Origin of the sequence: Methylocystis sp. (assembly GCF_050251305.1) — a bacterium.
Classification (GTDB): domain Bacteria; phylum Pseudomonadota; class Alphaproteobacteria; order Rhizobiales; family Beijerinckiaceae; genus Methylocystis.
Genome location: NZ_JBFWNB010000002.1, coordinates 47,646 through 66,306, shown reverse-complemented (window position 1 = coordinate 66,306; position 18,661 = coordinate 47,646). Strand labels below are relative to the sequence as shown.

21 protein-coding genes and 1 tRNA gene are annotated in these 18,661 nt (G+C 63.4%); 15 read left to right on the top strand and 7 right to left on the bottom strand.

Annotated features, from left to right (window positions below; translation table 11 throughout):
• Positions 1–27 precede the first annotated feature (27 nt).
• Complete coding sequence (locus AB7F41_RS01220; protein ID WP_428383622.1) at positions 28–639, top strand: hypothetical protein; 612 nt, start codon at positions 28–30, stop codon at positions 637–639.
• Between the two features lie 20 nt (positions 640–659).
• Entirely contained in the window at positions 660–1,442 is a 783-nt protein-coding gene (locus tag AB7F41_RS01215) for a hypothetical protein (RefSeq protein ID WP_428383624.1), read from the top strand.
• 30 nt (positions 1,443–1,472) lie between these two features.
• Here AB7F41_RS01215 and AB7F41_RS01210 read toward each other — a convergent pair whose 3' ends face one another.
• Both AB7F41_RS01210 and AB7F41_RS01205 read right to left on the bottom strand, forming a co-directional pair.
• A complete protein-coding gene (locus tag AB7F41_RS01210) occupies positions 1,473–1,976 on the bottom strand; it encodes a TIGR00725 family protein (RefSeq protein WP_428383626.1) in 504 nt (167 codons plus the stop codon).
• 191 nt (positions 1,977–2,167) lie between these two features.
• Positions 2,168–2,252: transfer RNA gene (locus tag AB7F41_RS01205), tRNA-Leu, on the bottom strand.
• A gap of 127 nt (positions 2,253–2,379) precedes the next feature.
• On the opposite strand from AB7F41_RS01205, the gene AB7F41_RS01200 reads away from it, so the two are divergent.
• Entirely contained in the window at positions 2,380–2,958 is a 579-nt protein-coding gene (locus tag AB7F41_RS01200) for a YqaA family protein (protein ID WP_428383628.1), read from the top strand.
• Between the two features lie 17 nt (positions 2,959–2,975).
• Entirely contained in the window at positions 2,976–3,491 is a 516-nt protein-coding gene (locus AB7F41_RS01195) for a disulfide bond formation protein B (protein WP_428383630.1), read from the top strand.
• 10 nt (positions 3,492–3,501) lie between these two features.
• Here AB7F41_RS01195 and rlmN read toward each other — a convergent pair whose 3' ends face one another.
• The 3 genes from rlmN to AB7F41_RS01180 all read right to left on the bottom strand — a co-directional run bounded on the left by rlmN (position 3,502) and on the right by AB7F41_RS01180 (position 5,876).
• On the bottom strand, positions 3,502–4,683 hold the full coding sequence (gene rlmN, locus AB7F41_RS01190; protein WP_428383632.1) for a 23S rRNA (adenine(2503)-C(2))-methyltransferase RlmN: 1,182 nt from the start codon (positions 4,681–4,683) through the stop codon (positions 3,502–3,504).
• 81 nt (positions 4,684–4,764) lie between these two features.
• Complete coding sequence (locus AB7F41_RS01185; protein WP_428383634.1) at positions 4,765–5,256, bottom strand: hypothetical protein; 492 nt, start codon at positions 5,254–5,256, stop codon at positions 4,765–4,767.
• Positions 5,253–5,876: a TetR/AcrR family transcriptional regulator gene (locus tag AB7F41_RS01180; RefSeq protein WP_428383636.1), complete on the bottom strand. Its 624-nt coding sequence runs from the start codon at positions 5,874–5,876 to the stop codon at positions 5,253–5,255. Before AB7F41_RS01180 ends, AB7F41_RS01185 begins: the two co-directional genes overlap by 4 nt.
• Before the next feature lie 159 nt (positions 5,877–6,035).
• On the opposite strand from AB7F41_RS01180, the gene AB7F41_RS01175 reads away from it, so the two are divergent.
• Together AB7F41_RS01175 and AB7F41_RS01170 are read left to right on the top strand one after the other, a co-directional pair.
• Positions 6,036–7,592, top strand: a complete 1,557-nt coding sequence (locus AB7F41_RS01175; RefSeq protein ID WP_428383674.1) for an MFS transporter — start codon at positions 6,036–6,038, stop codon at positions 7,590–7,592.
• A gap of 81 nt (positions 7,593–7,673) precedes the next feature.
• Positions 7,674–8,786 (top strand): endonuclease/exonuclease/phosphatase family protein, encoded by a 1,113-nt coding sequence (locus tag AB7F41_RS01170; RefSeq protein WP_428383638.1) that lies wholly within the window; start codon positions 7,674–7,676, stop codon positions 8,784–8,786.
• On the opposite strand, the gene AB7F41_RS01165 is transcribed toward AB7F41_RS01170, so the two are convergent.
• Positions 8,783–9,589 carry a DUF72 domain-containing protein gene (locus AB7F41_RS01165; RefSeq protein WP_428383640.1) on the bottom strand — a complete coding sequence of 269 codons (807 nt, stop codon included), beginning with the start codon at positions 9,587–9,589 and terminating at the stop codon, positions 8,783–8,785. The two genes, AB7F41_RS01170 and AB7F41_RS01165, sit on opposite strands and share 4 nt — an antisense overlap.
• 159 nt (positions 9,590–9,748) lie before the next feature.
• On the opposite strand from AB7F41_RS01165, the gene AB7F41_RS01160 reads away from it, so the two are divergent.
• From AB7F41_RS01160 to der, 3 genes are all read left to right on the top strand, one after another.
• Entirely contained in the window at positions 9,749–11,083 is a 1,335-nt protein-coding gene (locus AB7F41_RS01160; RefSeq protein WP_428383642.1) for a PQQ-dependent sugar dehydrogenase, read from the top strand.
• 85 nt (positions 11,084–11,168) lie between these two features.
• On the top strand, positions 11,169–11,951 hold the full coding sequence (locus tag AB7F41_RS01155; protein ID WP_428383644.1) for a tetratricopeptide repeat protein: 783 nt from the start codon (positions 11,169–11,171) through the stop codon (positions 11,949–11,951).
• 37 nt (positions 11,952–11,988) lie between these two features.
• Positions 11,989–13,374, top strand: a complete 1,386-nt coding sequence (der, locus tag AB7F41_RS01150) for a ribosome biogenesis GTPase Der (RefSeq protein ID WP_428383646.1) — start codon at positions 11,989–11,991, stop codon at positions 13,372–13,374.
• Between the two features lie 29 nt (positions 13,375–13,403).
• Here the strand turns inward: der and AB7F41_RS01145 are convergent, their stop codons facing one another.
• The gene (locus AB7F41_RS01145; protein WP_428383648.1) at positions 13,404–13,994 is read right to left on the bottom strand and encodes a poly-gamma-glutamate hydrolase family protein; all 591 of its coding nucleotides are present in this window, start codon (positions 13,992–13,994) and stop codon (positions 13,404–13,406) included.
• Positions 13,995–14,059: 65 nt separating this feature from the next.
• Here AB7F41_RS01145 and AB7F41_RS01140 point away from each other — a divergent pair, with 65 nt between their 5' ends.
• The 6 genes from AB7F41_RS01140 to AB7F41_RS01115 all read left to right on the top strand — a co-directional run bounded on the left by AB7F41_RS01140 (position 14,060) and on the right by AB7F41_RS01115 (position 18,490).
• Entirely contained in the window at positions 14,060–15,073 is a 1,014-nt protein-coding gene (locus tag AB7F41_RS01140) for a methyltransferase (RefSeq protein ID WP_428383650.1), read from the top strand.
• 143 nt (positions 15,074–15,216) lie between these two features.
• Positions 15,217–15,636 carry a rubrerythrin family protein gene (locus AB7F41_RS01135; RefSeq protein WP_428383652.1) on the top strand — a complete coding sequence of 140 codons (420 nt, stop codon included), beginning with the start codon at positions 15,217–15,219 and terminating at the stop codon, positions 15,634–15,636.
• Positions 15,637–15,726: 90 nt separating this feature from the next.
• Positions 15,727–17,073: a heterodisulfide reductase-related iron-sulfur binding cluster gene (locus tag AB7F41_RS01130; RefSeq protein ID WP_428383654.1), complete on the top strand. Its 1,347-nt coding sequence runs from the start codon at positions 15,727–15,729 to the stop codon at positions 17,071–17,073.
• 152 nt (positions 17,074–17,225) lie between these two features.
• Positions 17,226–17,816: a DUF3501 family protein gene (locus AB7F41_RS01125; protein ID WP_428383676.1), complete on the top strand. Its 591-nt coding sequence runs from the start codon at positions 17,226–17,228 to the stop codon at positions 17,814–17,816.
• A 58-nt stretch (positions 17,817–17,874) separates the two neighbouring features.
• Positions 17,875–18,189 carry a hypothetical protein gene (locus tag AB7F41_RS01120; RefSeq protein ID WP_428383656.1) on the top strand — a complete coding sequence of 105 codons (315 nt, stop codon included), beginning with the start codon at positions 17,875–17,877 and terminating at the stop codon, positions 18,187–18,189.
• Positions 18,182–18,490: a helix-turn-helix domain-containing protein gene (locus tag AB7F41_RS01115; RefSeq protein ID WP_428383658.1), complete on the top strand. Its 309-nt coding sequence runs from the start codon at positions 18,182–18,184 to the stop codon at positions 18,488–18,490. Before AB7F41_RS01120 ends, AB7F41_RS01115 begins: the two co-directional genes overlap by 8 nt.
• Positions 18,491–18,661 lie beyond the last annotated feature (171 nt).

Sequence of the window (18,661 nt, the reverse complement as noted above, 5' to 3'; positions counted from 1 at the left end):
ACAAAATTGCAATCGCCAGGAGCTGGGATGAAGGATTTTTTGTCCGGAATTGTCTCTCTGCGACGCCGACGCCGCATCGGCTTTCATCCTGCGGCGACCGACCACCGGCGGAATCGCAGCGTCGCGTCAATCGCCTTGAGCCTGTTCTTGGCGGGCGCCGGCCCGACGGGTTTCGCGCGCGCCGAACAGCCGGCGAAGGCGGCGCCGATCGAACGCGCCGGCGTGTTGATCCTGGTGCGATCGTCGCTGCTTGCGCTCGATCAAGCGAACAAGACCGGCGTCTACACCGTTCTGCGCGATCTCGGTTCGCCGCAGTTTCAAACCAACACAGCGGCGCGTCTTGCCGAAATTTTCGCCGGCCAGCGGCGCGACAAATTCGATTTGTCCGCCGTCGCCGCGATTGACCCGCAGCTGACCACGCCGCCTGCGATCGATGCGAAGGGCATGTTGCGCTTGGTCGGTTTTTTCCCCGCGGGCGCTCAGCAGCTCAATTTCGATCTGACCTTTGCGCCGGTGGACGGCCAGTGGCGATTGTTCGGGATCTCTGCGGGTCTCGGTCAGTCAACTCAGCCAACAACGCCCGCAAAGAAACCGCCGCCCAAGACCCGTTCAGCCCCCAAGAAGCAAGGAACGGAATAGATCGCGCCGAAGAGACGAACATGCTTCCGGATTCAGAACTGCGTTCAATGAAAGTGATGTTAGCGACGCCTTGCTATATTTCAGCGGTCAGCATGAACTATGTGACGAGCATTTTCGAGCTGACATGGCATAGCGCGCGGTTTGGATTGAATTGCATTTTACATATGCATTCGGAAAGTCTCATCACGCGCGGCCGCAATAAGATGGTGATGAAATTTCTATCGGACGAATCGCTCACGCATCTTTTCTGGATCGATTCGGATATCGCGTTCACGCCGCAGTCCGTCTGCCGTCTGCTGCTCGCTGACCGCGACATCGCGGCGGGCGTCTATCCGATGAAGAGCTTCAACTGGCCGAAAGAAGGTCTGCCCGCCGGCACAACGCGCGAAGAATTCGAAAAGCGCTACACCGAATATCCGTTCAATCCGATCGGCCATGGCTCGAAGCGGGTGAGCGAATTCGCCGACAGCGACAATTTCGTGGAAGTCGCGGAGGCGCCGACGGGCTTTATGTGCGTCAAACGGCATGTGTTCTACGACATGATGGAACGCTATCCGCATCTGCGCTACACGCCGGACGGGCCGCCCGACAATCCTCAAGCGCATCTGCATTGGCGCTTCTACGATTGCATGATCGATCCCGATTCCGGGCGTTATCTTTCGGAGGATTTCGCCTTCTGCCGTCTGTGGCGCGACATGGGCGGCAAGGTGTGGGTCGACCTTGAGTGCAAGCTGACGCATCTCGGTCAGCACAACTATCCGGGAGACCTCGCCGAAAGCCTGCGGCTGCAGGATCGCTGGTGACGCCTCGATCGCACCCGACGACTGAACGCCCTAATTCGGCGCGGCGTTTTTGAGGAGAGCGTTGACAATCGCCATCGCCTCTTCGGGCGCGGCCGCCACGTGAACGAACTCTTTCGAGAGGTCCTTGAGAAAGGCGCTTGCGCGTTCGTTTTCCGTGATCAGCACGACGTGTTTCTGTTCTTTCAACGCCAAAGCGATTTCAGACAGCGTCCCGGCTTCAACGCCGCACACGACCATCACGTCAGCCGTGAGCGCATTGATGTAATTTCTCGCGCTGTTCAATCCGGTGACGACGACCAGATCGGCGAAGGGACTGGCGTCGCTCTTGGATTTGGAGGGAAGAATGCCGATTGTTTGTCCGCCGGCGTCCTTGGCGCCTCTGAGACCAGCCTCCATGACGCCGGATCGTCGGGCGCCGGTCAAGACGACGTAACCGGCGCGCGCCGCCAATTTTCCGATCTCATAGGCCCATTCAAGATTGTCGGCGGTCGCCTTCTCGCCTGGACCCATAATGCCGAGGATCGACTGAGCCATTTCGAAGCTGTCCCTCGTTTTCCGTCGGTCGACGCGAAGCGCCGCCGAGTTTCGACGGCGGGAGTCCCTGCGGGCGCACATTGGCGTGACCCATGGTGGAGCGAATCTGCGCTATGCCCCGCACTCGTTGTGGAGCGCGCCGCGAGCTTGCCGCGCAACTGCTTGAAATATTATCCTCAAATCGAGAAAGATGGTGCCCCTGGCCGGAGTCGAACCAGCACGCCTTGCGGCACTCGATTTTGAGTCGAGCGCGTCTACCAATTCCGCCACAGGGGCTTTGGCCGGCGGGAGCCGGCGAAGCGGCGCGGATATTAGCCGCGCTTCGGCGACCGTCAACCCGCGAAACTTCTTTCTTTAATCGATACGTGCTATGCGCGATGGGCGCCCCAACACCCGGAATCGAATGAAAAAGCTATACGACTGGACCATGTCGCTCGCCTCGAGCCGGCACGCGCCTCTGGCGCTCGGCGCCATCGCTTTTGCCGAGAGCTCCTTTTTTCCCGTGCCGCCCGACGTGATCCTCGTGCCGATGACGCTCGCCGAGCCGAAGAAGGCCTGGTATTTCGCAAGCATCTGCACGGTCGCCTCGGTCGCGGGCGGCGCGCTCGGCTACGCTTTCGGCGCGCTCTTCTACGACACGATCGGCCAGTGGCTGATCAATCTCTACGGCTACGGCGAGAAGATGGAGGCGTTGCGCGCCTTCTACGCGCAATGGGGCGCGATCTTCATTCTGGTCAAGGGATTCACGCCGATTCCCTTCAAGCTCGTGACCATCGTCTCAGGGCTTCTCGCCTATAATTTTCCGCTGTTCATCCTGCTGTCGATACTGACGCGGGGCGCGCGCTTCTTCGTTCTGGCGGCGGCGATCAATCGTTTCGGCGACCCGATCCGTTCGAAACTCGAGAGCCACTTCGGACTGTTCATGGCGTCGCTGGCGATGATCGTCGTCGCCGGCTTTGCGCTTGCGGCGAAGATGTTTTGAGCGCGAGCATTGGCCGAATGGGGTGGCGCGGCGTCGTCGATTGCGTCCTCGAGCCGCGCAACGCGTCGCTGATCATCCTCGGCGCAGCCGTGGCGGCCATCGGCGGCGCCTGGGCCTATGAGTCGCTCGGCTTTCTGCCGTGCGAACTCTGCTACAAGGAGCGCGTTCCCTATTACGCGGCCTTCGCGCTTGCGCCGCTCGCCGCCCTGGCCGCACAGATGGGCCGAACGCGTCTGGCGAGCGCCGCGTTCCTGCTGATGGCGCTGCTCTTCGCCGGCGACGCCGCGCTTTCGATCTATCACTCGGGCGTCGAGTGGAAGATTTTCGCCGGGCCTTCCGACTGTTCGGGGCCGATAACGGCGGCGCCGTCGGTCGCTGATTTCATGAAGCAGCTCCAGACGACGAAGGTCGTGCGCTGCGACGAGCCCAATTTATGGATTTTCGGACTGACGCTGGCGAATTGGAATGTCGCCATTTCGATCGCGCTGGCCGGTCTCGCCCTGTTTGCGGCGAGACGCGGCGACTCTCGTTAAGGCGTCCGGCTCACCCCGCCGCCATCCTGGCGCTCGCCCGGAGCTTTTCCGTTTCGCTCTTCAGCTGTCCGCAGGCGGCGAGAATGTCGCGCCCGCGCGGCGTGCGCACCGGGCTCGCGTAGCCGGCGTTGAAGACGATGTCGGAGAACCGCTCGATCGTCTCCCAGTCCGAGCACTCATAAGGCGCGCCGGGCCAGGGATTGAAGGGGATCAGATTGATCTTGGCCGGCAGGCCTTTCAACAGCCGCACCAGCTCTTTGGCTTCGGCGGGCGAGTCGTTCACGCCCTTCAGCATCACATATTCGAAGGTGATGCGGCGGGCGTTCGACGCGCCGGGATAATCGCGGCAGGCCTGCAGCAGCTCATGAATCGGATATTTCTTGTTGAGCGGCACGAGCTCATTGCGCAACGCGTCGCGCACGGCGTGCAGCGAGATCGCCAGCGCCGGCCCGCATTCGGCGCCCAGGCGCTCGATCCGCGGCACAACGCCCGAGGTCGAAACGGTGATGCGGCGCTTGGACAGCGCCAGCCCGTCGCCGTCGGCCATGATCTCGATCGCCGCCATGACATTGTCGAGATTGTAGAGCGGCTCGCCCATGCCCATGAAGACGATGTTGGAGACGGCGCGCACGCCTTCGCCGGCCGGCGTCAGACCATCGGTCGGCCGCTCGCGATCGGGAAAGTCGCCGAGCCGCTGTCGGGCGAGAAGCAATTGCCCTACGATCTCGGCGGTCGTCAGATTGCGCACGAGCCGCTGCGTGCCGGTGTGGCAGAAGCTGCAGTTCAGGGTGCAGCCGACCTGCGAGGAGACGCAAAGCGTGCCGCGGTCGCTTTCCGGGATATAGACGCATTCGACTTCGGCGCCGGCGTCGAAGGCGTCGACCGGCTGCAGCCGCAGCAGCCATTTGCGCGTGCCGTCGACCGAAATCCGCTCCTCGACGATTTCCGGAAGCCGCAGCGCGAAGGCTTCGGCAAGCTGCGCCCGAAGCGTCTTCGACACATTCAGCATTTCGCCGAAATCGCGCGCGCCGCGGAAGTAGACCCAGTGCCAGATCTGCGAAACGCGCATGCGGATTTCGCGCTCGGGAATGCCGAGCGCGCGCAACGCGTCGGCGATCTCGGCGCGGGTCATGCCGGCGAGCGAAGGCTTAAGCGTCGTCACAGGCGCAGCGGGAAGGTCGGATAGGCTCATGAACTCCTCGAAACAGCGCCCCTTATATCATGCTTGCGCGAAATATTTTGAGGGGCGCATGGAGGCGACGTGAGCGTCGGATCAGCCTGCGGCTGCTTCCGCGTTCTTCATCGATTCCAGGATGCGTTTCCAGTTTTGCGGCGTCACCACCTCGCGATAGCGGGCGGTCTGCGCGGGATCCAGGAACTCCAGCATGAAGGCGCCTTCGACCCAAATTTCGGAAAGCTGGAACAGTCCGTCGCCACGATCGCAGGCGCGCGCCGGCCAGCCGGCCCGCGTGGCGATGGCGATGATCTCTTCCGCCGGCCGGGCGACGCAAATGGCGAGATGCGCTTCGGAGAGGCGCGTTCCCTGATCTTGCGCGGTCCAATAGGCCTCGTCGGGCCCGTAAGCGAGCACATGGCCGCGCGGGGCGATCTCAAGCTCGACGTCGCCGTCGCCAGACCAGGCCATCCAGGAGCTCGGCCCCGCCGGCGGGAAGGGCGTCGCTTCGCCCTGCATGATGTCGGCCAGCACTCTGGCGACGAGTTCCGGATTGTCGGCCGGGATTGAAGCGTGGGCGATGCAGGTCAATTCTCTTCTCCAGGGGTTCCATGCGTCAATTCGCATTCGTCATCGGCCGCGCGGCGGCCGAGCAGGACAGCGATCGCCTCGGCGGCGGCGCGGCCGGCTTCGACGCCGTCCAATCCCCAGAAATCCCTGAGGATCGCCCAGCCGTAGGCGCTGTCGATCAGCTGGACGATCGCCGCGCGTCGGCGTTTGCCGGCGTCGCCCATGTCCGGCAGCGCGTCGGCGACGCAGGCGAGCATCGCCGCCTGACGCTGCGGGTTGGAGCTCAAGCGGACCTCGCGCCCGGTTTCGGAAGAAATGGACGCTCGGACCAATCCTTCCTCATCGTCGAAGCGCGGGAACAGCCGCGGCGGCGTGGCGATCAGCTGGTCCGCCGTCGACGGAAAGCCGGAACTGCCGACGCGCGCCTGCATCCGCGGCCAGACCGCCTTCAGCAGGTCCTCGCGGGTCAGGAAATGACGATACACCGTGCGTTCGGTCACCTTCGCCCGTTCCGCCACTTTGGCGATGGTGAGCGCGCCCAGGCTGCTTTCCCGCATCTCGTCGATCGCGGCGTCGAGAATGCGCAGGCGCGTCTGGTCCTTATGCGCTTCGCGAAGCGATGTCAGTTCATATGACGTCATGTCATGCGATATGACATAACGGAGCCGCAACGTCAAGCGGGCGCGGGTTCCGCCTCTCCGACCGCGGTTCGCCGGCGCAGCGCGGAGCGTTTCTTGATGTTGCGTCATGAACCCGATAAACGCTGCGCGCTCACGGATGGCCCGATGGAGCGAAATCTCTTGCACAGCGCCGTAACCGAGTCGTCGACCCCGTCGCTCAAGGCGACGCGCCGGGAGTGGATCGGGCTCGCGGTCATCGCCCTGCCGTGCATGGTCTATTCGATGGACCTGACGGTTCTCAATCTCGCCATTCCGTCGCTGACGGCTGAGCTGCGGCCCAGCGCGTCGCAACTGCTGTGGATCATCGACATCTACGGCTTCATGGTCGCCGGCTTCCTGATGATCATGGGCGGGCTCGGCGATCGCGTCGGCCGCCGCAGGGTGTTGCTGCTCGGCGCGGCCGCTTTCGGCGCCGTATCGATCGTCGCCGCCTTCTCGAAAACGGCGCAGACGCTTATTCTCGCGCGCGCTGCGCTCGGAATCGCCGGAGCGACTCTCGCGCCTTCGACGCTGTCGCTGATCACCAACATGTTCCGTCATCCTTCGGAACGGACCTTTGCGGTCAGCATGTGGATTTCCGCCTTCTCCGTCGGGGCCATCGTCGGGCCGCTCATCGGCGGCGCGCTCATCCAATCTTTCGGCTGGGGCTCGGTCTTTCTTGCCGGCGTTCCGGCGATGGTCCTCCTGATCGTTCTCGGACCGATCCTTCTGCCGGAATATCGCGATCCGAACGCTGGCTCGCTGGATGTCGCAAGCGCGCTTCTGTCGCTCACGGCGGTGCTGAGTTTCATTTACGGATTGAAGCGCGCCGCCGAAGCAGGGTTCGCAGCCGACTCCGTCGCGCCAATGGCGGCGGGCGTCGCGCTCGCGATCCTGTTCCTGCGCCGTCAGAAGCGGCTCGAAGATCCGTTGATCGATCTGGCGCTGTTCCGATCGCGTTCGCTGAACATGGCGCTTGGCATCAATATGCTTGGCGTTTTCTTCATGTTCGGGTCGTTCATTCTGCTCAGCCAGTATTATCAGCTCGTCGCCGGCTTGGGGCCGTTCGACGCCGGTCTGTGGTCGACGCCGTCGGCGATCATTTTCACTATCGGCTCCTTCGTCACGCCGGAGCTTGCGCGCCGCATCAAGCACGTGAATCTTCTCTCCGGCGGACTCGTCGTGGCCGGCGTCGGTTTTGTCGGCCTTGCGTTGGCGAACGGGTTTTACGGCGTGCTCCTGTCGTCGCTGCTTCTTGTCGGCTTCACGCCGGTGATTGCGCTGACTACGGAGATGATCGTCACATCGGCGCCCCCCGAACGCGCCGGCGCGGCCTCGGCGCTCTCGGAAACGGCGATTGAACTTGGCGGGGCGCTTGGCATTGGCGTGCTGGGCAGTCTCGGCACGCTGATCTACCGGGCGAAAATGGCCGGCGTCGTCGCGGGGCTTCCGGCGGAGGTCGCGCGAGCGGCCGGAACGACGCTTGGCGGCGCGGCGGACGCGGTCAGGGTCTTGCCCCCGGAGCAGGCGGAGCGGACGCTCTCCGCCGCGCGCGACGCCTTCTGCGCCGGTTTTCAGGCGAGCGCCGTGCTCGGCGCCTTGGGCCTGTTCGCCGCCGCCGTTGCGACGAAGATGATGCTCAAGCAAATTCCCGCAGCGGCGGGCGCAGGCGATAAGCCGAGCTCGGCGCCAGCGTAGCGAACGTCATGCGCTTGTCACAGCGCGCGTCGAGCTTTAGCCTTTAGCGCATTCTATTGTTTTTTACGCTTGAGGATATTCATGAGACTAGCCTCGTACAATGTCGAAAATCTTTTCGATCGCGCCCGCGCGATGAATCTCAAGAGCCTTGCGCAGGGCAAACCCATTCTCGAACGCTTCGCGGAAGTGAACGGACTGCTGACGCAGCCGTCCTACAGCGCCGCCGACAAGAAGCGCATGGCGAAACTCATGATTGAGCTCGATCTGGAGAAATCCGACGTCGGCGATTTCGTGATCCTTCGGCGCAACAGGGGCGGGCTGCTCAAGCGGCCGAAATCGGGCGGCGTCGAGATCGTCGCAAGCGGGCGCGCCGACTGGGTCGGCTCGCTGGAACTGCGCGACGAGCCGGTTGACGAACAGGCGATGAGAAATACGGCGCGCGTGATGAGAGATATCGAAGCGGACGTGCTCGGCGTCGTCGAAGTCGAGAGCCGGCCGGTGCTGCGGGATTTCAACGCGGATGTGATCGCCGCGCTCGGCGGCGAGGTTTTCCGTCACGCCATGGTGATCGACGGCAACGATACGCGCGGCATCGACGTCGGCCTTCTGACTCGGCACGGGTTTCCCATCGGCGCGCTGCGCAGCCATGTCGACGATATGCTGTCCGACCGGGAATCGATCTTTTCCCGCGACTGCGCGGAATTTGAAGTGACGGCGCCGTCCGGCGCCCGCATGCTGCTGATGATCAATCATTTCAAGAGCAAGGGATTCGGTTCGCAGGAATCGTCAAACAGAAAGCGCGGCGCGCAGGCGAAACGCGCCGCGGAAATCTACAACGAGCGCGTCGCGATGGGGATCAAGAACATCGTCGTCATGGGCGACTTTAACGACACGCCCGACAGCGAACCTTTGCGTCCGCTGATCGAAGGGACGGATCTCAAGGACATCTTTTTGCATCCGACCTTCGATGACGGCGGCTTCCCGGGCACGTACGGCAATTGCGCAGCGGACAAGAAGATCGATTTCATTCTGCTGTCGCCGGCGCTGTTCGACCGGGCCCTCGGCGGCGGCGTGTTCCGAAAGGGCATGTGGCCAGGCGCGCGCGCCAAGCGCTGGGACGCTTACCCGGACGTCGCCCGCAAGGAGGACGCCGCCTCCGATCATGCGGCGATATGGGCGGACATCGATCTTTAGCGCGAGACTCGCTCGATCAGCGCCATGGCGGCGGCCGGATTGCGTTCCTTCGCGCCGCTGATGACATAGAGAAACGTCTCTCGTGTCGTCTTCTTTGGCTTCGCTGGCGCCAGGGTGGGAAGATCGTCAGGCGCGTCCCCGTCAGCCCAGAGCCGCGCGCGCGCCGCCCAGTCGTCGAGGGCTTTGTCGTCATAGCCGCACGGAACATCGGAACGCGTTCCCATAAGGCGCGCATAGACGAAGGTCCCCGTCAGGTCGGCGATCAGCGGAAACTCGGAATCTCCCGCAACGACGATGGCGACGCCATGTCGGCGCGCGAGCGCGACGAATTCGGCGGTCTGGAAGCTCTCATGGCGCGCCTCAACGGCGTGCATCAGCGCATGACCGCCGATTGCCTTCGGCAGCAGCGAAAGAAAGGCGTCGAAAAACTCGGCGTCGAATTTCTTCGTCGGCAGGAACTGCCACAAAATGGGTCCGAGCTTGTCGGCGAGCTCCATCACGCCGCTCTCGAAGAATCGGTTGATCGACTCGCGCGCCTCCTCGGGCGTCTTGCGCATCACCGCGAAGCGCGGCGCCTTTACGCTGAAGATGAAACCCTGGGGCGTTTCGTCGCGCCATTTGGCGAAGCTCGCGGCGCTCTGCGTGCGATAATAGGTGGCGTTGATTTCGATCGACGTCAGCTTGCGGCTCGCATATTCGAGTTCGCGTTTGTGCGTCAGGCCGGGAGGATAGAAGGTTTCGCGCCAAGGCGCGTAATTCCAACCGCCCACGCCGACATGAATGCGTCGCGTCGTTCGGCTCATCTGCGTTCCGCGTTGGAGGTCAACTGGCGAGGGCTTGAGACTTGCCCGCGCTGCGCCATTTTAGCGGCGTTATCGACAGCATACTCATCTTCATCGCCGGCCGTCGATGGCGGAAGCTGCGCGCCGGGGTTCAATTCAACAATTGGGGGAGGAGGCGCAATGGCGGCGAACTATGTCTGGAGAGCTTTACTTGTATCGACCGCAATCGCGCTCGCCGCCTGCGATCGCGGCCCGGAATTGCCGGAGAGCGCCGGTTACGGACCCCATCCAACGCTGCCCGAGCCGCATCCCACCGGGGCGTTTCCCTATGTGAATATCGCGCGCGCTGTGGGATGGCCGAGCGCCGGCAAACCGACGCCCGCCGAGGGGCTGGACGTCGAGGCGTTCGCGACGGGTCTCGACCATCCGCGCTGGCTGTATGAATTGCCGAACGGCGACGTTCTTGTCGCCGAGACCGATACGCCGCCGCCGTCCGACGACGAAGGCGGCGGCGGCATTCGCGGCTTCATCACCGGCCTCTACATGCGCCAAGCTGGCGCGAACAAGCCGAGCGCCAACCGGATCACGCTGTTGCGCGACGCTGACGGCGACGGCGTCGCCGAGACGAAGGACGTCTTTCTGGAGAATCTCAATTCGCCTTTCGGCATGGCGCTGGTGGGCGATCAGCTATACGTCGCCAACGCCGATTCGCTCGTGCGCTTTCCCTATAAGGAAGGCGAGACGCGCATCGAGGCGGCGCCGGAAAAGGTCGTCGATCTGCCGTCCGGCCGCAATCTTCATTGGACGAAGAGCCTTGTCGCCGACCCGGTCGGCTCGCGCCTTTACGTCGGCGTCGGATCGAACTCCAACGCCGCTGAAAACGAGATGGACGAGGAGCATAACCGGGCGGCCATCCTCGAGATCAATCCGGACACGAAAGAGATGCGGGTGTTCGCCTCGGGGCTGCGCAATCCGGTGGGGATGGATTGGAACCCTGAGACGGGCGACCTGTGGGTCGCCGTCAACGAGCGCGACGAACTCGGCGACAATCTGGTGCCCGACTACATGACGAAAGTGCATGACGGCGCGTTTTACGGCTGGCCCTACAGCTATTTTGGCCAGCATGTCGACGAGCGCGTTCAGCCGCAGAATCCGGACCTCGTCAAACAGGCCGTCCGGCCTGACTATGCGCTCGGCTCGCACACAGCCTCGCTCGGTTTGACCTTCGTCGGGGAGGCCGACCTCGGGCCGTTCCAGAACGGCGTCATCATCGGCCAGCATGGCTCGTGGAATCGCAGTCCGCGCGTCGGCTATCGCGTCATTTTCGTGAAATTCCAGAATGGCGCGCCAGTCGGCGCGCCGAAGGAAGTCCTGACCGGATTTCTGAACGAGCGCGGCGAAGCGCAGGGCAGGCCGGTGGGCGTCATCATCGACAAGCGCGGCGGACTGCTCGTGGCCGATGACGTCGGCGGCGCAGTGTGGCGGGTGAACGCCGCCAAGCCGGGCGCGGACTGACCGGCTTCGCTCGCATTTGCCCGCCGCTTGTGCTAACGGCAGCGGCGGGCCCGCTTTTTCGGGCAGAGTCAAGGGTCTGGAGCTGATGTCCGATATTTTCCACGAGGTCGATGAAGACGTCCGGCGCGAGAAGGCGGCGGAGCTTTGGCAGCGCTATCAGACGCCGATCGTGATCCTTGCGGTGCTGATCGTCGTCGCGACTGGCGCTTGGAGCTATTACCAGACGAACCGCCAGAAGGCGGCTGAAGCGGCGAATGCGCGCTTTGAAGCCGCGGTCGCGCTCGCCAACGACGGCAAGGTCCAGGAGGCGGCGGCCGCATTCGACGCGCTCGCGAAGGACGGTCCGAAGGGCTATCAGACGCTTGCGCGCATCCGCGCGGCGGAGCTGCGCGAGGACAAGACGCGCGCCCTCGAGGAATTGAACGCGATCGCCGAGGACAAGAAGGTCGACAAGCTCAATCAGGAAGTGGCGTTGCTGCGCGCCGCGCTGATCATTCTCGAGGCCGGCGACCGGCAACAGATGGAGCGCGCCCTCGGACCGATGATGACGTCCAACGGCGCCTTCCGCTTTTCGGCGCAGGAGTGGAACGGTCTCGACGCGCTCGCCAACGACGATCTCGACGAGGCCGAGCGGGTCTTCAACATTCTGCTGAGCGATCGCGACGCGCCGCAATCCATGCGCCAGCGCGCCGCGGCCTATCGCGGATTGCTGCACGCCAAACGCGGCCCCAGGCCGGCGCCGGCGGCGGCGCCCGCGTCAGGCGGCGCGACGAGCGGCAATGTCACCGTCACGCCGGTGATCGAGCCGGAGCAGGAAGGCGAAGCATCGTCCGGCGGCGCGCCCTTCGAGGTGAAGCCGTCGAATTAGCGCGCGAACGGCGCGGCGACGCGGCGAGAAACACGTCATGTCCTTTTCGCTCGCGATCATCGGCCGTCCGAACGTCGGCAAATCGACGCTGTTCAACCGGCTGACCGGCAAAAAGCTGGCGCTGGTCGACGATCGTCCCGGCGTCACCCGCGATCGGCGCGAGGGCGAGGCCAAGCTCGCCGATCTGCGCTTCACGATCATCGACACGGCCGGGCTGGAAGAGGGTCCGAGCGCGACGCTGGAAGGGCGGATGCGCGCCCAGACCGAAAGCGCGATCCTTGCGGCCGACGCCATTCTCTTTCTCATCGACGCGCGCGTCGGCGTCACCCCGGACGACAAATATTTCGCCGATCTCGTCCGTCGCGCAGGGAAGCCCGTGATCCTCGTCGCCAACAAGGCGGAGGGAAGGGCCGGCGAGGCCGGCGCCTATGACGCTTTTTCGCTCGGTCTCGGCGATCCCGTGCCGCTGTCCGCCGAACATGGCGAAGGCATGGGCGAACTCTATAGCGCGCTGCGCGAGGCGCTGCCCGAAGAGACCGCCGAGCCGGCGGAAGACGACGTCTTCATGGAGGAGAACCTGCGCAGCGACGAGGAGGACGGCAGCGACCTCGACGTGACGAAGCCATTGCGCATCGCGGTCGTCGGGCGGCCCAACGCCGGGAAGTCGACGCTGATCAATCGTATTCTCGGCGAGGAGCGGCTGCTGACAGGTCCCGAAGCGGGCATCACGCGGGATTCGATCTCGGTCGATTTTCTCTGGCGCGACCGGAAGATGAAGCTCTTCGACACGGCCGGCCTGCGCAAGCGGGCGCGCGTCGTCGACAAGCTGGAAAAACTGTCGGCCGCGGATGCGCTGCGCGCCGTGCGATTCTCCGAAGTCGTCGTGCTGCTTGTCGATTCGACGATTCCTTTCGAGAAGCAGGACCTGTCCATCGCCGACCTCGCGGCGCGCGAAGGACGCGCTGTCGTCATCGCGCTCGGCAAATGGGACCTGATCGAGGACCGCGGCGCGATGCTCGTCAAGCTGCGCGAAGACGCCGAGCGCCTGTTGCCGCAGCTACGCGGCTGTCCGGTGGTTCCGGTCTCCGGCGCGACGGGACGGGGACTCGACAAGCTCATGGACGCGATCGTCGCCGTGCACGAAACCTGGAACAGGCGCATCGCGACGGCGCGACTCAATCGATGGCTTCTGACGCAAGTCGAGGAGACGCCGCCGCCGGCGGTGTCGGGGCGGCGCATCAAGATCCGCTACATCACCCAGGCGAAATCGCGGCCGCCGCATTTCGTGCTCTTCGGCAATCAGCTCGACGAACTGCCGGCGAGCTATGAGCGCTTTCTGATCAACGGGCTGCGCAAGACCTTCGCCCTTCCCGGCGTGCCGATCAGAATCTCGAAGAAAGCCGGCGACAACCCTTACGCGTGATCGGGTGGAGATCGGGGTCGCGCCGGCGCTCATCGGCGCTCCAGCGCCTTGCGCACCGCCGCCGCAAAGGCGTCGCATCTAATGGAATCGTTCACAATGGCGATTCTGAGCGCCTTCGGCAGTTCAAGTTGAACGCCGGCGCCGCGTCGACCCCGGTTGCAGATATTGGCCGGATCGCGTCCTGAGAGGCGATGGCCGCCTCCGACGACTTTCGCCGTGAAGCCGGACGTCGCGAGCGCCTCGCATATGGCGTCGCGCAGCCGCTCATGGAGGCCGCCGACCCAGATCGACGCCTGGTCTCCCATGTCTTTTCGACCATGGACGCCAACCGCGACCTCCGAAGCCGCGACGAGACGCAGCGCCCGCGGCTCGTCGAAACGCGTCGATGTGACGTGGAGGCGCGCTCCGCTCGATCGTGACGTCAGACCTTCGAAGCAGTAGAGCGACAAGCGCTCTGCGGCGATCGCCGCCGCGATCTCGGATGTGCCAGGCTCGATCCAGCCGCCATGCGGCGCCAGGATCACGAAGGGCGAGGCGCGATCTTCGACCCGAATGCGATAGTCGACGCCTTCGATTTCATGCGCGGCGAGCGTGATGAAACTATCGTATTGGTCGGCCATGGACTAAAGGTCTCGACGTTCGGCGTCGTTCTATCCGCCCCGCGCGCACGCGCAAGGAAGCGATCATGTCTGCAAGGCCTTCTCCTGAAAAACTTCTCGCGCTCGGCATGTCCTTTTGGAATGCGAAAACGCTGCTGTCGGCCGTGGAGCTCGGCGTCTTCGACGCGCTGGCCGACGGCCCGATCGACCTTGCGGCGTTAACGGCGAAACTCGGACTGCATGACCGCGCGGCGCGCGACTTTTTCGATGCGCTCGTCGCCATGAAGATTTTGGAGCGCGACGCGAGCGGACGCTACGCCAATACGCCGGAGTCGGAATGTTTTCTCGTGCGCGGCCGGCCGAGCTATGTCGGGGGATTGCTCGAGATGGCCAACGCCCGTCTTTATACGACCTGGGGAAATCTGTCGCAGGCCCTGAAATCCGGCCGGCGCCAGAGCGAGAATCAGGATTCGAGCGATTTCTTTGCGGCGCTTTACGCCGATCCGAAGCGCCTGCGCGGCTTTCTTTCGGCGATGAGCGGCGTGAGCGCCGGCGCCGCCCAGGCGATCGCCGATAAATTCGCCTGGCGCGACTATAAGACGTTCGTCGACGTCGGCCCGGCGCAGGGCATGGTCCCCGTCACCCTTGCGCGCGCGCATCCGCATCTTTCGGGCGCGGGCTTCGATCTGCCGCAGGTCGGGCCGATCTTTGACGAGTATGTCGCCGCCAACGGGCTCGCCGACCGCGTGCGATTTCATCCCGGCGACTTTTTCAAAGACGATTTGCCGGAGGCCGACGTGATCATCATGGGCCACATTCTTCACGACTGGGATCTCGAGCAAAAGAGAATGTTGTTGAAGAAGGCCTATGACGCGCTCCCGAAGGGTGGCGCGCTGATCGTCTATGAGGCCATGATCGACGATGATCGCCGCGAGAACGCATTCGGCCTGCTGATGAGCCTCAATATGCTGATCGAGACCGATGGCGGCTTCGACTTCACGGGCGCCGACTGCCAAGGCTGGATGAAGGACGCCGGCTTCTACAGCTCCCGCGTCGAGCATCTGACCGGGCCCGATTCGATGGCGATCGCCGTCAAATAGCGCCGCGTTGGAAGCGTGGAGCCTGCGACCAATCCCCGCGTCGCAGCGGCCGATTTTGGGTTGGACAGACGCTAGTTTTGAATTATTCTAATTCGGGTGTCGGGGGCAAAGGCCGCCGACTTCGAAATATCGGAGGCAAGAAAATGGCTACGCTCAAGGGCAGCAAGACCGAAGAAAATCTGAAGGCCGCGTTTGCCGGCGAATCGCAGGCGAATCGTCGCTATCTCTATTTCGCTCAGAAGGCCGACGTCGAGGGCTACAATGACGTGGCCGCCGTGTTCCGCTCCACCGCTGAAGGCGAGACGGGCCATGCGCATGGCCATCTCGAATTTCTGGAAGCGGTCGGCGATCCGGCGACCGGCCTGCCGATCGGCAAGACCGCCGACAACCTCAAGGCCGCCGTCGCCGGCGAGACTCACGAATATACGGACATGTATCCGGGAATGGCGCGCTCGGCCCGCGAAGAGGGTTTCGAGGAAGTCGCCGACTGGTTCGAGACGCTGGCCAAGGCCGAGCGTTCGCACGCCGGCCGGTTCCAGCGCGCCCTCGACGAACTGAAGTAAGGCGAGAGCGAACTCCCTAGGACGTTCGTTTCACGTCATGGCCGGGACACGCCCGGCCATGACGACCGTTGTGTCTTGGACTGGCAAAACATGAGAGAAGGCAGTCTCGAGGCTCCGATCCGGCATCCGCTGGATTGGCGGAGCGAGCATTTCTACGACGATGCGAAGCTCGACGCGGAGATGCGGCGGGTGTTCGACATCTGTCACACGTGCCGGCGGTGCTTCAATCTGTGCGACTCCTTCCCGCGCCTCTTCGATCTTGTCGATGAGTCGAAAAGCGGTGAGCTGGACAGCGTCGCAAGCGCGGATTTCAAGAACGTCGTGGACGCCTGCACGCTCTGCGACATGTGCTTCCTGACCAAGTGCCCCTATGTGCCGCCGCATGAATTCAACATCGACTTTCCGCATCTGATCCTGCGCTATCGCGCGGTCGAAGCGAAGAAGAAGGGCGTGCCCGCCGCGGATCGCGCGCTGGCCGAGACGGACCGCAACGGCAAATGGGCGACGCTGATCTCTGGCGCGGCGAATTGGGCGACGCGACGCGACAACGCGACGATGCGTGGGCTCGAAGAGACGATCGCGGGCATCGACCGCAACGCCGAATTGCCGAAATACGCCAGCAAGACTCTCGAAGCCGAGGCCGCTGCGCATCCGCCGTCGCGCAATGATTCCGCGCCCGCCAACGCCCGCAAGGCTGTGCTCTACGCCACCTGCTACGGCGATTATAACGACACGTCGATCGGCATGTCGGCGCTCTCCGTGCTCGCGAAGAACGGCGTCGAGACCAAAGTCGCGCATCCCGCCTGCTGCGGCATGCCGAAGCTCGAACAGGGCATGATCGATGAAGTGGCGGAGGCTGCGCGCGCAGTCGCGGCGGCTTTCGCGCCCTACATCGATGCAGGCTACGACATCGTCGCGCCGGTGCCTTCCTGCGCGCTGATGCTGAAGTTCGAATGGCCGCTCATTCTGCCGGAGGATGAAAGCGTCAAGCGTCTGGCTGAAGCGACCTTCGATCTCTCCGAATATGTCGTCGACATTGCGCGCAAAGAGGGACTGGCCGAAGGCATGTCGCCGCTCGACGGCGGCGTCGCCTTCCACGTGTCCTGTCATTCGCGCGCGCAGAACATCGGCCAGAAAGGCGCCGAACTTCTCGCGCTGATTCCGGAAGCTGACGTGTCGGTGATCGAACGCTGCTCGGGTCATGGCGGCGCCTGGGGCTACAAGAAAGGCAATTTCGAAACCGCGATGAAAGTGGGCAAGCCCGCAGCGCGGCAGATGCAGAGCGCCGACAAGAAGCATATCGTCTCCGAATGTCCGCTTGCCGGCCTGCATATCGAACAGGAAATCGAAACGCTCTCCGGCGAGACGCCGAAGCCGGAGCGCGTCGGCCATCCGATCGTGCTGATGGCCAGAGCTTACGGAACGACAGGCGTGTAAACGTCAGTTTTTCCTCATCCTGAGGAGCGAGCGAAGCTCGCGTCTCGAAGGACGAGGAAAAATTTGCTTAGGATGCCTCGCCCTCGTGCTTCGAGACGCATCCCCTGGATGCTCCTCAGCATGACGGCTCAGGTTGTTGGAGCACCTAGATGATGACGAGTCGTCACGAACTCACATCCGCCGACATTCTCCCCTGGGCGGAATATGCGAAAGCGCGCGCGGAGCATCGCAAGCGCATCACGGCGCTCAAGAAACATCGCCGGGTCGAGGTCGGACCTTACGTCACCTTCTACTTCGAGAATTTCGACACCATGTGGCTGCAGGTGCAGGAGATGCTGCACATCGAAAGAGGCGGCGAGGCGCAGCTGGCCGACGAGCTCGCGGCCTATAATCCGCTCATCCCCAAGGGCAAGGAGCTTGTCGCGACCTTCATGATCGAGATCGACGATGCGCTGCGCCGCGCGCGGGTGCTGGCGCAGCTCGGCGGCATCGAGGAAACGGCGTTCATCGAAGTCGGCGGCGAGCGCATCGCCGGCAAGGCCGAGGAAGATCAGGACCGCACGTCCGAAGAAGGCAAGGCGAGCAGCGTGCAATTCGTGCACTTCGCCTTCACCGACGCGCAGATCGCGGCGTTCAGCACGCCGAACGCCCGGACGATTCTGGGCCTGTCACATCCCAACTACAGCCATATGGCGGTGCTGTCGGAAGCGACGCGCGCGGCGCTCGCGGGAGATTTCGGCTGAGGTGACGCCGAAATCGGTCAGTTGACAGTTTATACGGCATTGCCGTATTTAGAGCGCAGTGTTTACGGTTGTCGAAACGCCCACGTTCGCTAGGCTTGCGGCCCGCTTCTGGGATGATGAGAGCCAGACGGCGTTTATCGACTTTATCGCTTCAAATCCCGAAGCTGGCGACGTTGTGCCGGGCTCGGGAGGCCTGAGAAAGATTCGCTGGGGAAGCGCAGGCCAAGGTAAACGTGGCGGGGTGCGGGTGATCTATTTCAATAGAGCCGCCACTGGAGAAATCTGGCTGTTGCTGGTTTATCCCAAATCCGTTCGAGAGAACGTCTCCGCCCAACTGCTGCGCCAGATCAAGAAGGAAATCGAAGATGCCTAAGACCGCATCGAAACCTGTGAAACCTTCGAATGCGATTGACATTGGCGCGGAGTTGCTGGCTTCGGTGCAGGAGATGAAGGTCGGCGCGCGGGCGCGCGTCCATCATCCTGAGATCCAAGAATTCGTCCGCGCAAGGCTGTCGTCGGGACTTTCTCAGTCTGATTTCGCGGCGCTGCTCGGCGTATCCGTGCGGACCTTGCAGGATTGGGAACAAGGCCGCCGCAAACCTTCCGGCGCCGCGATGACGCTCTATAAAATCGCCGAGCGGCGTCCCGAAGTCTTGCGCGAACTCGCGGCGTGAACCGCTGACGGCCCGACATATCCATCCCAACTACAGCCATATGGCGGTGCTGTCGGAAGCGACCCGCGCGGCGCTCGCGGGAGATTTCGGCTGAGGTGAAATAAGGCCGCGCGCCATTCCTTGCTTGTGGCGGGCGTCTGCGCAGGGAAGCCGCGCGAAGACGGCCCGGAA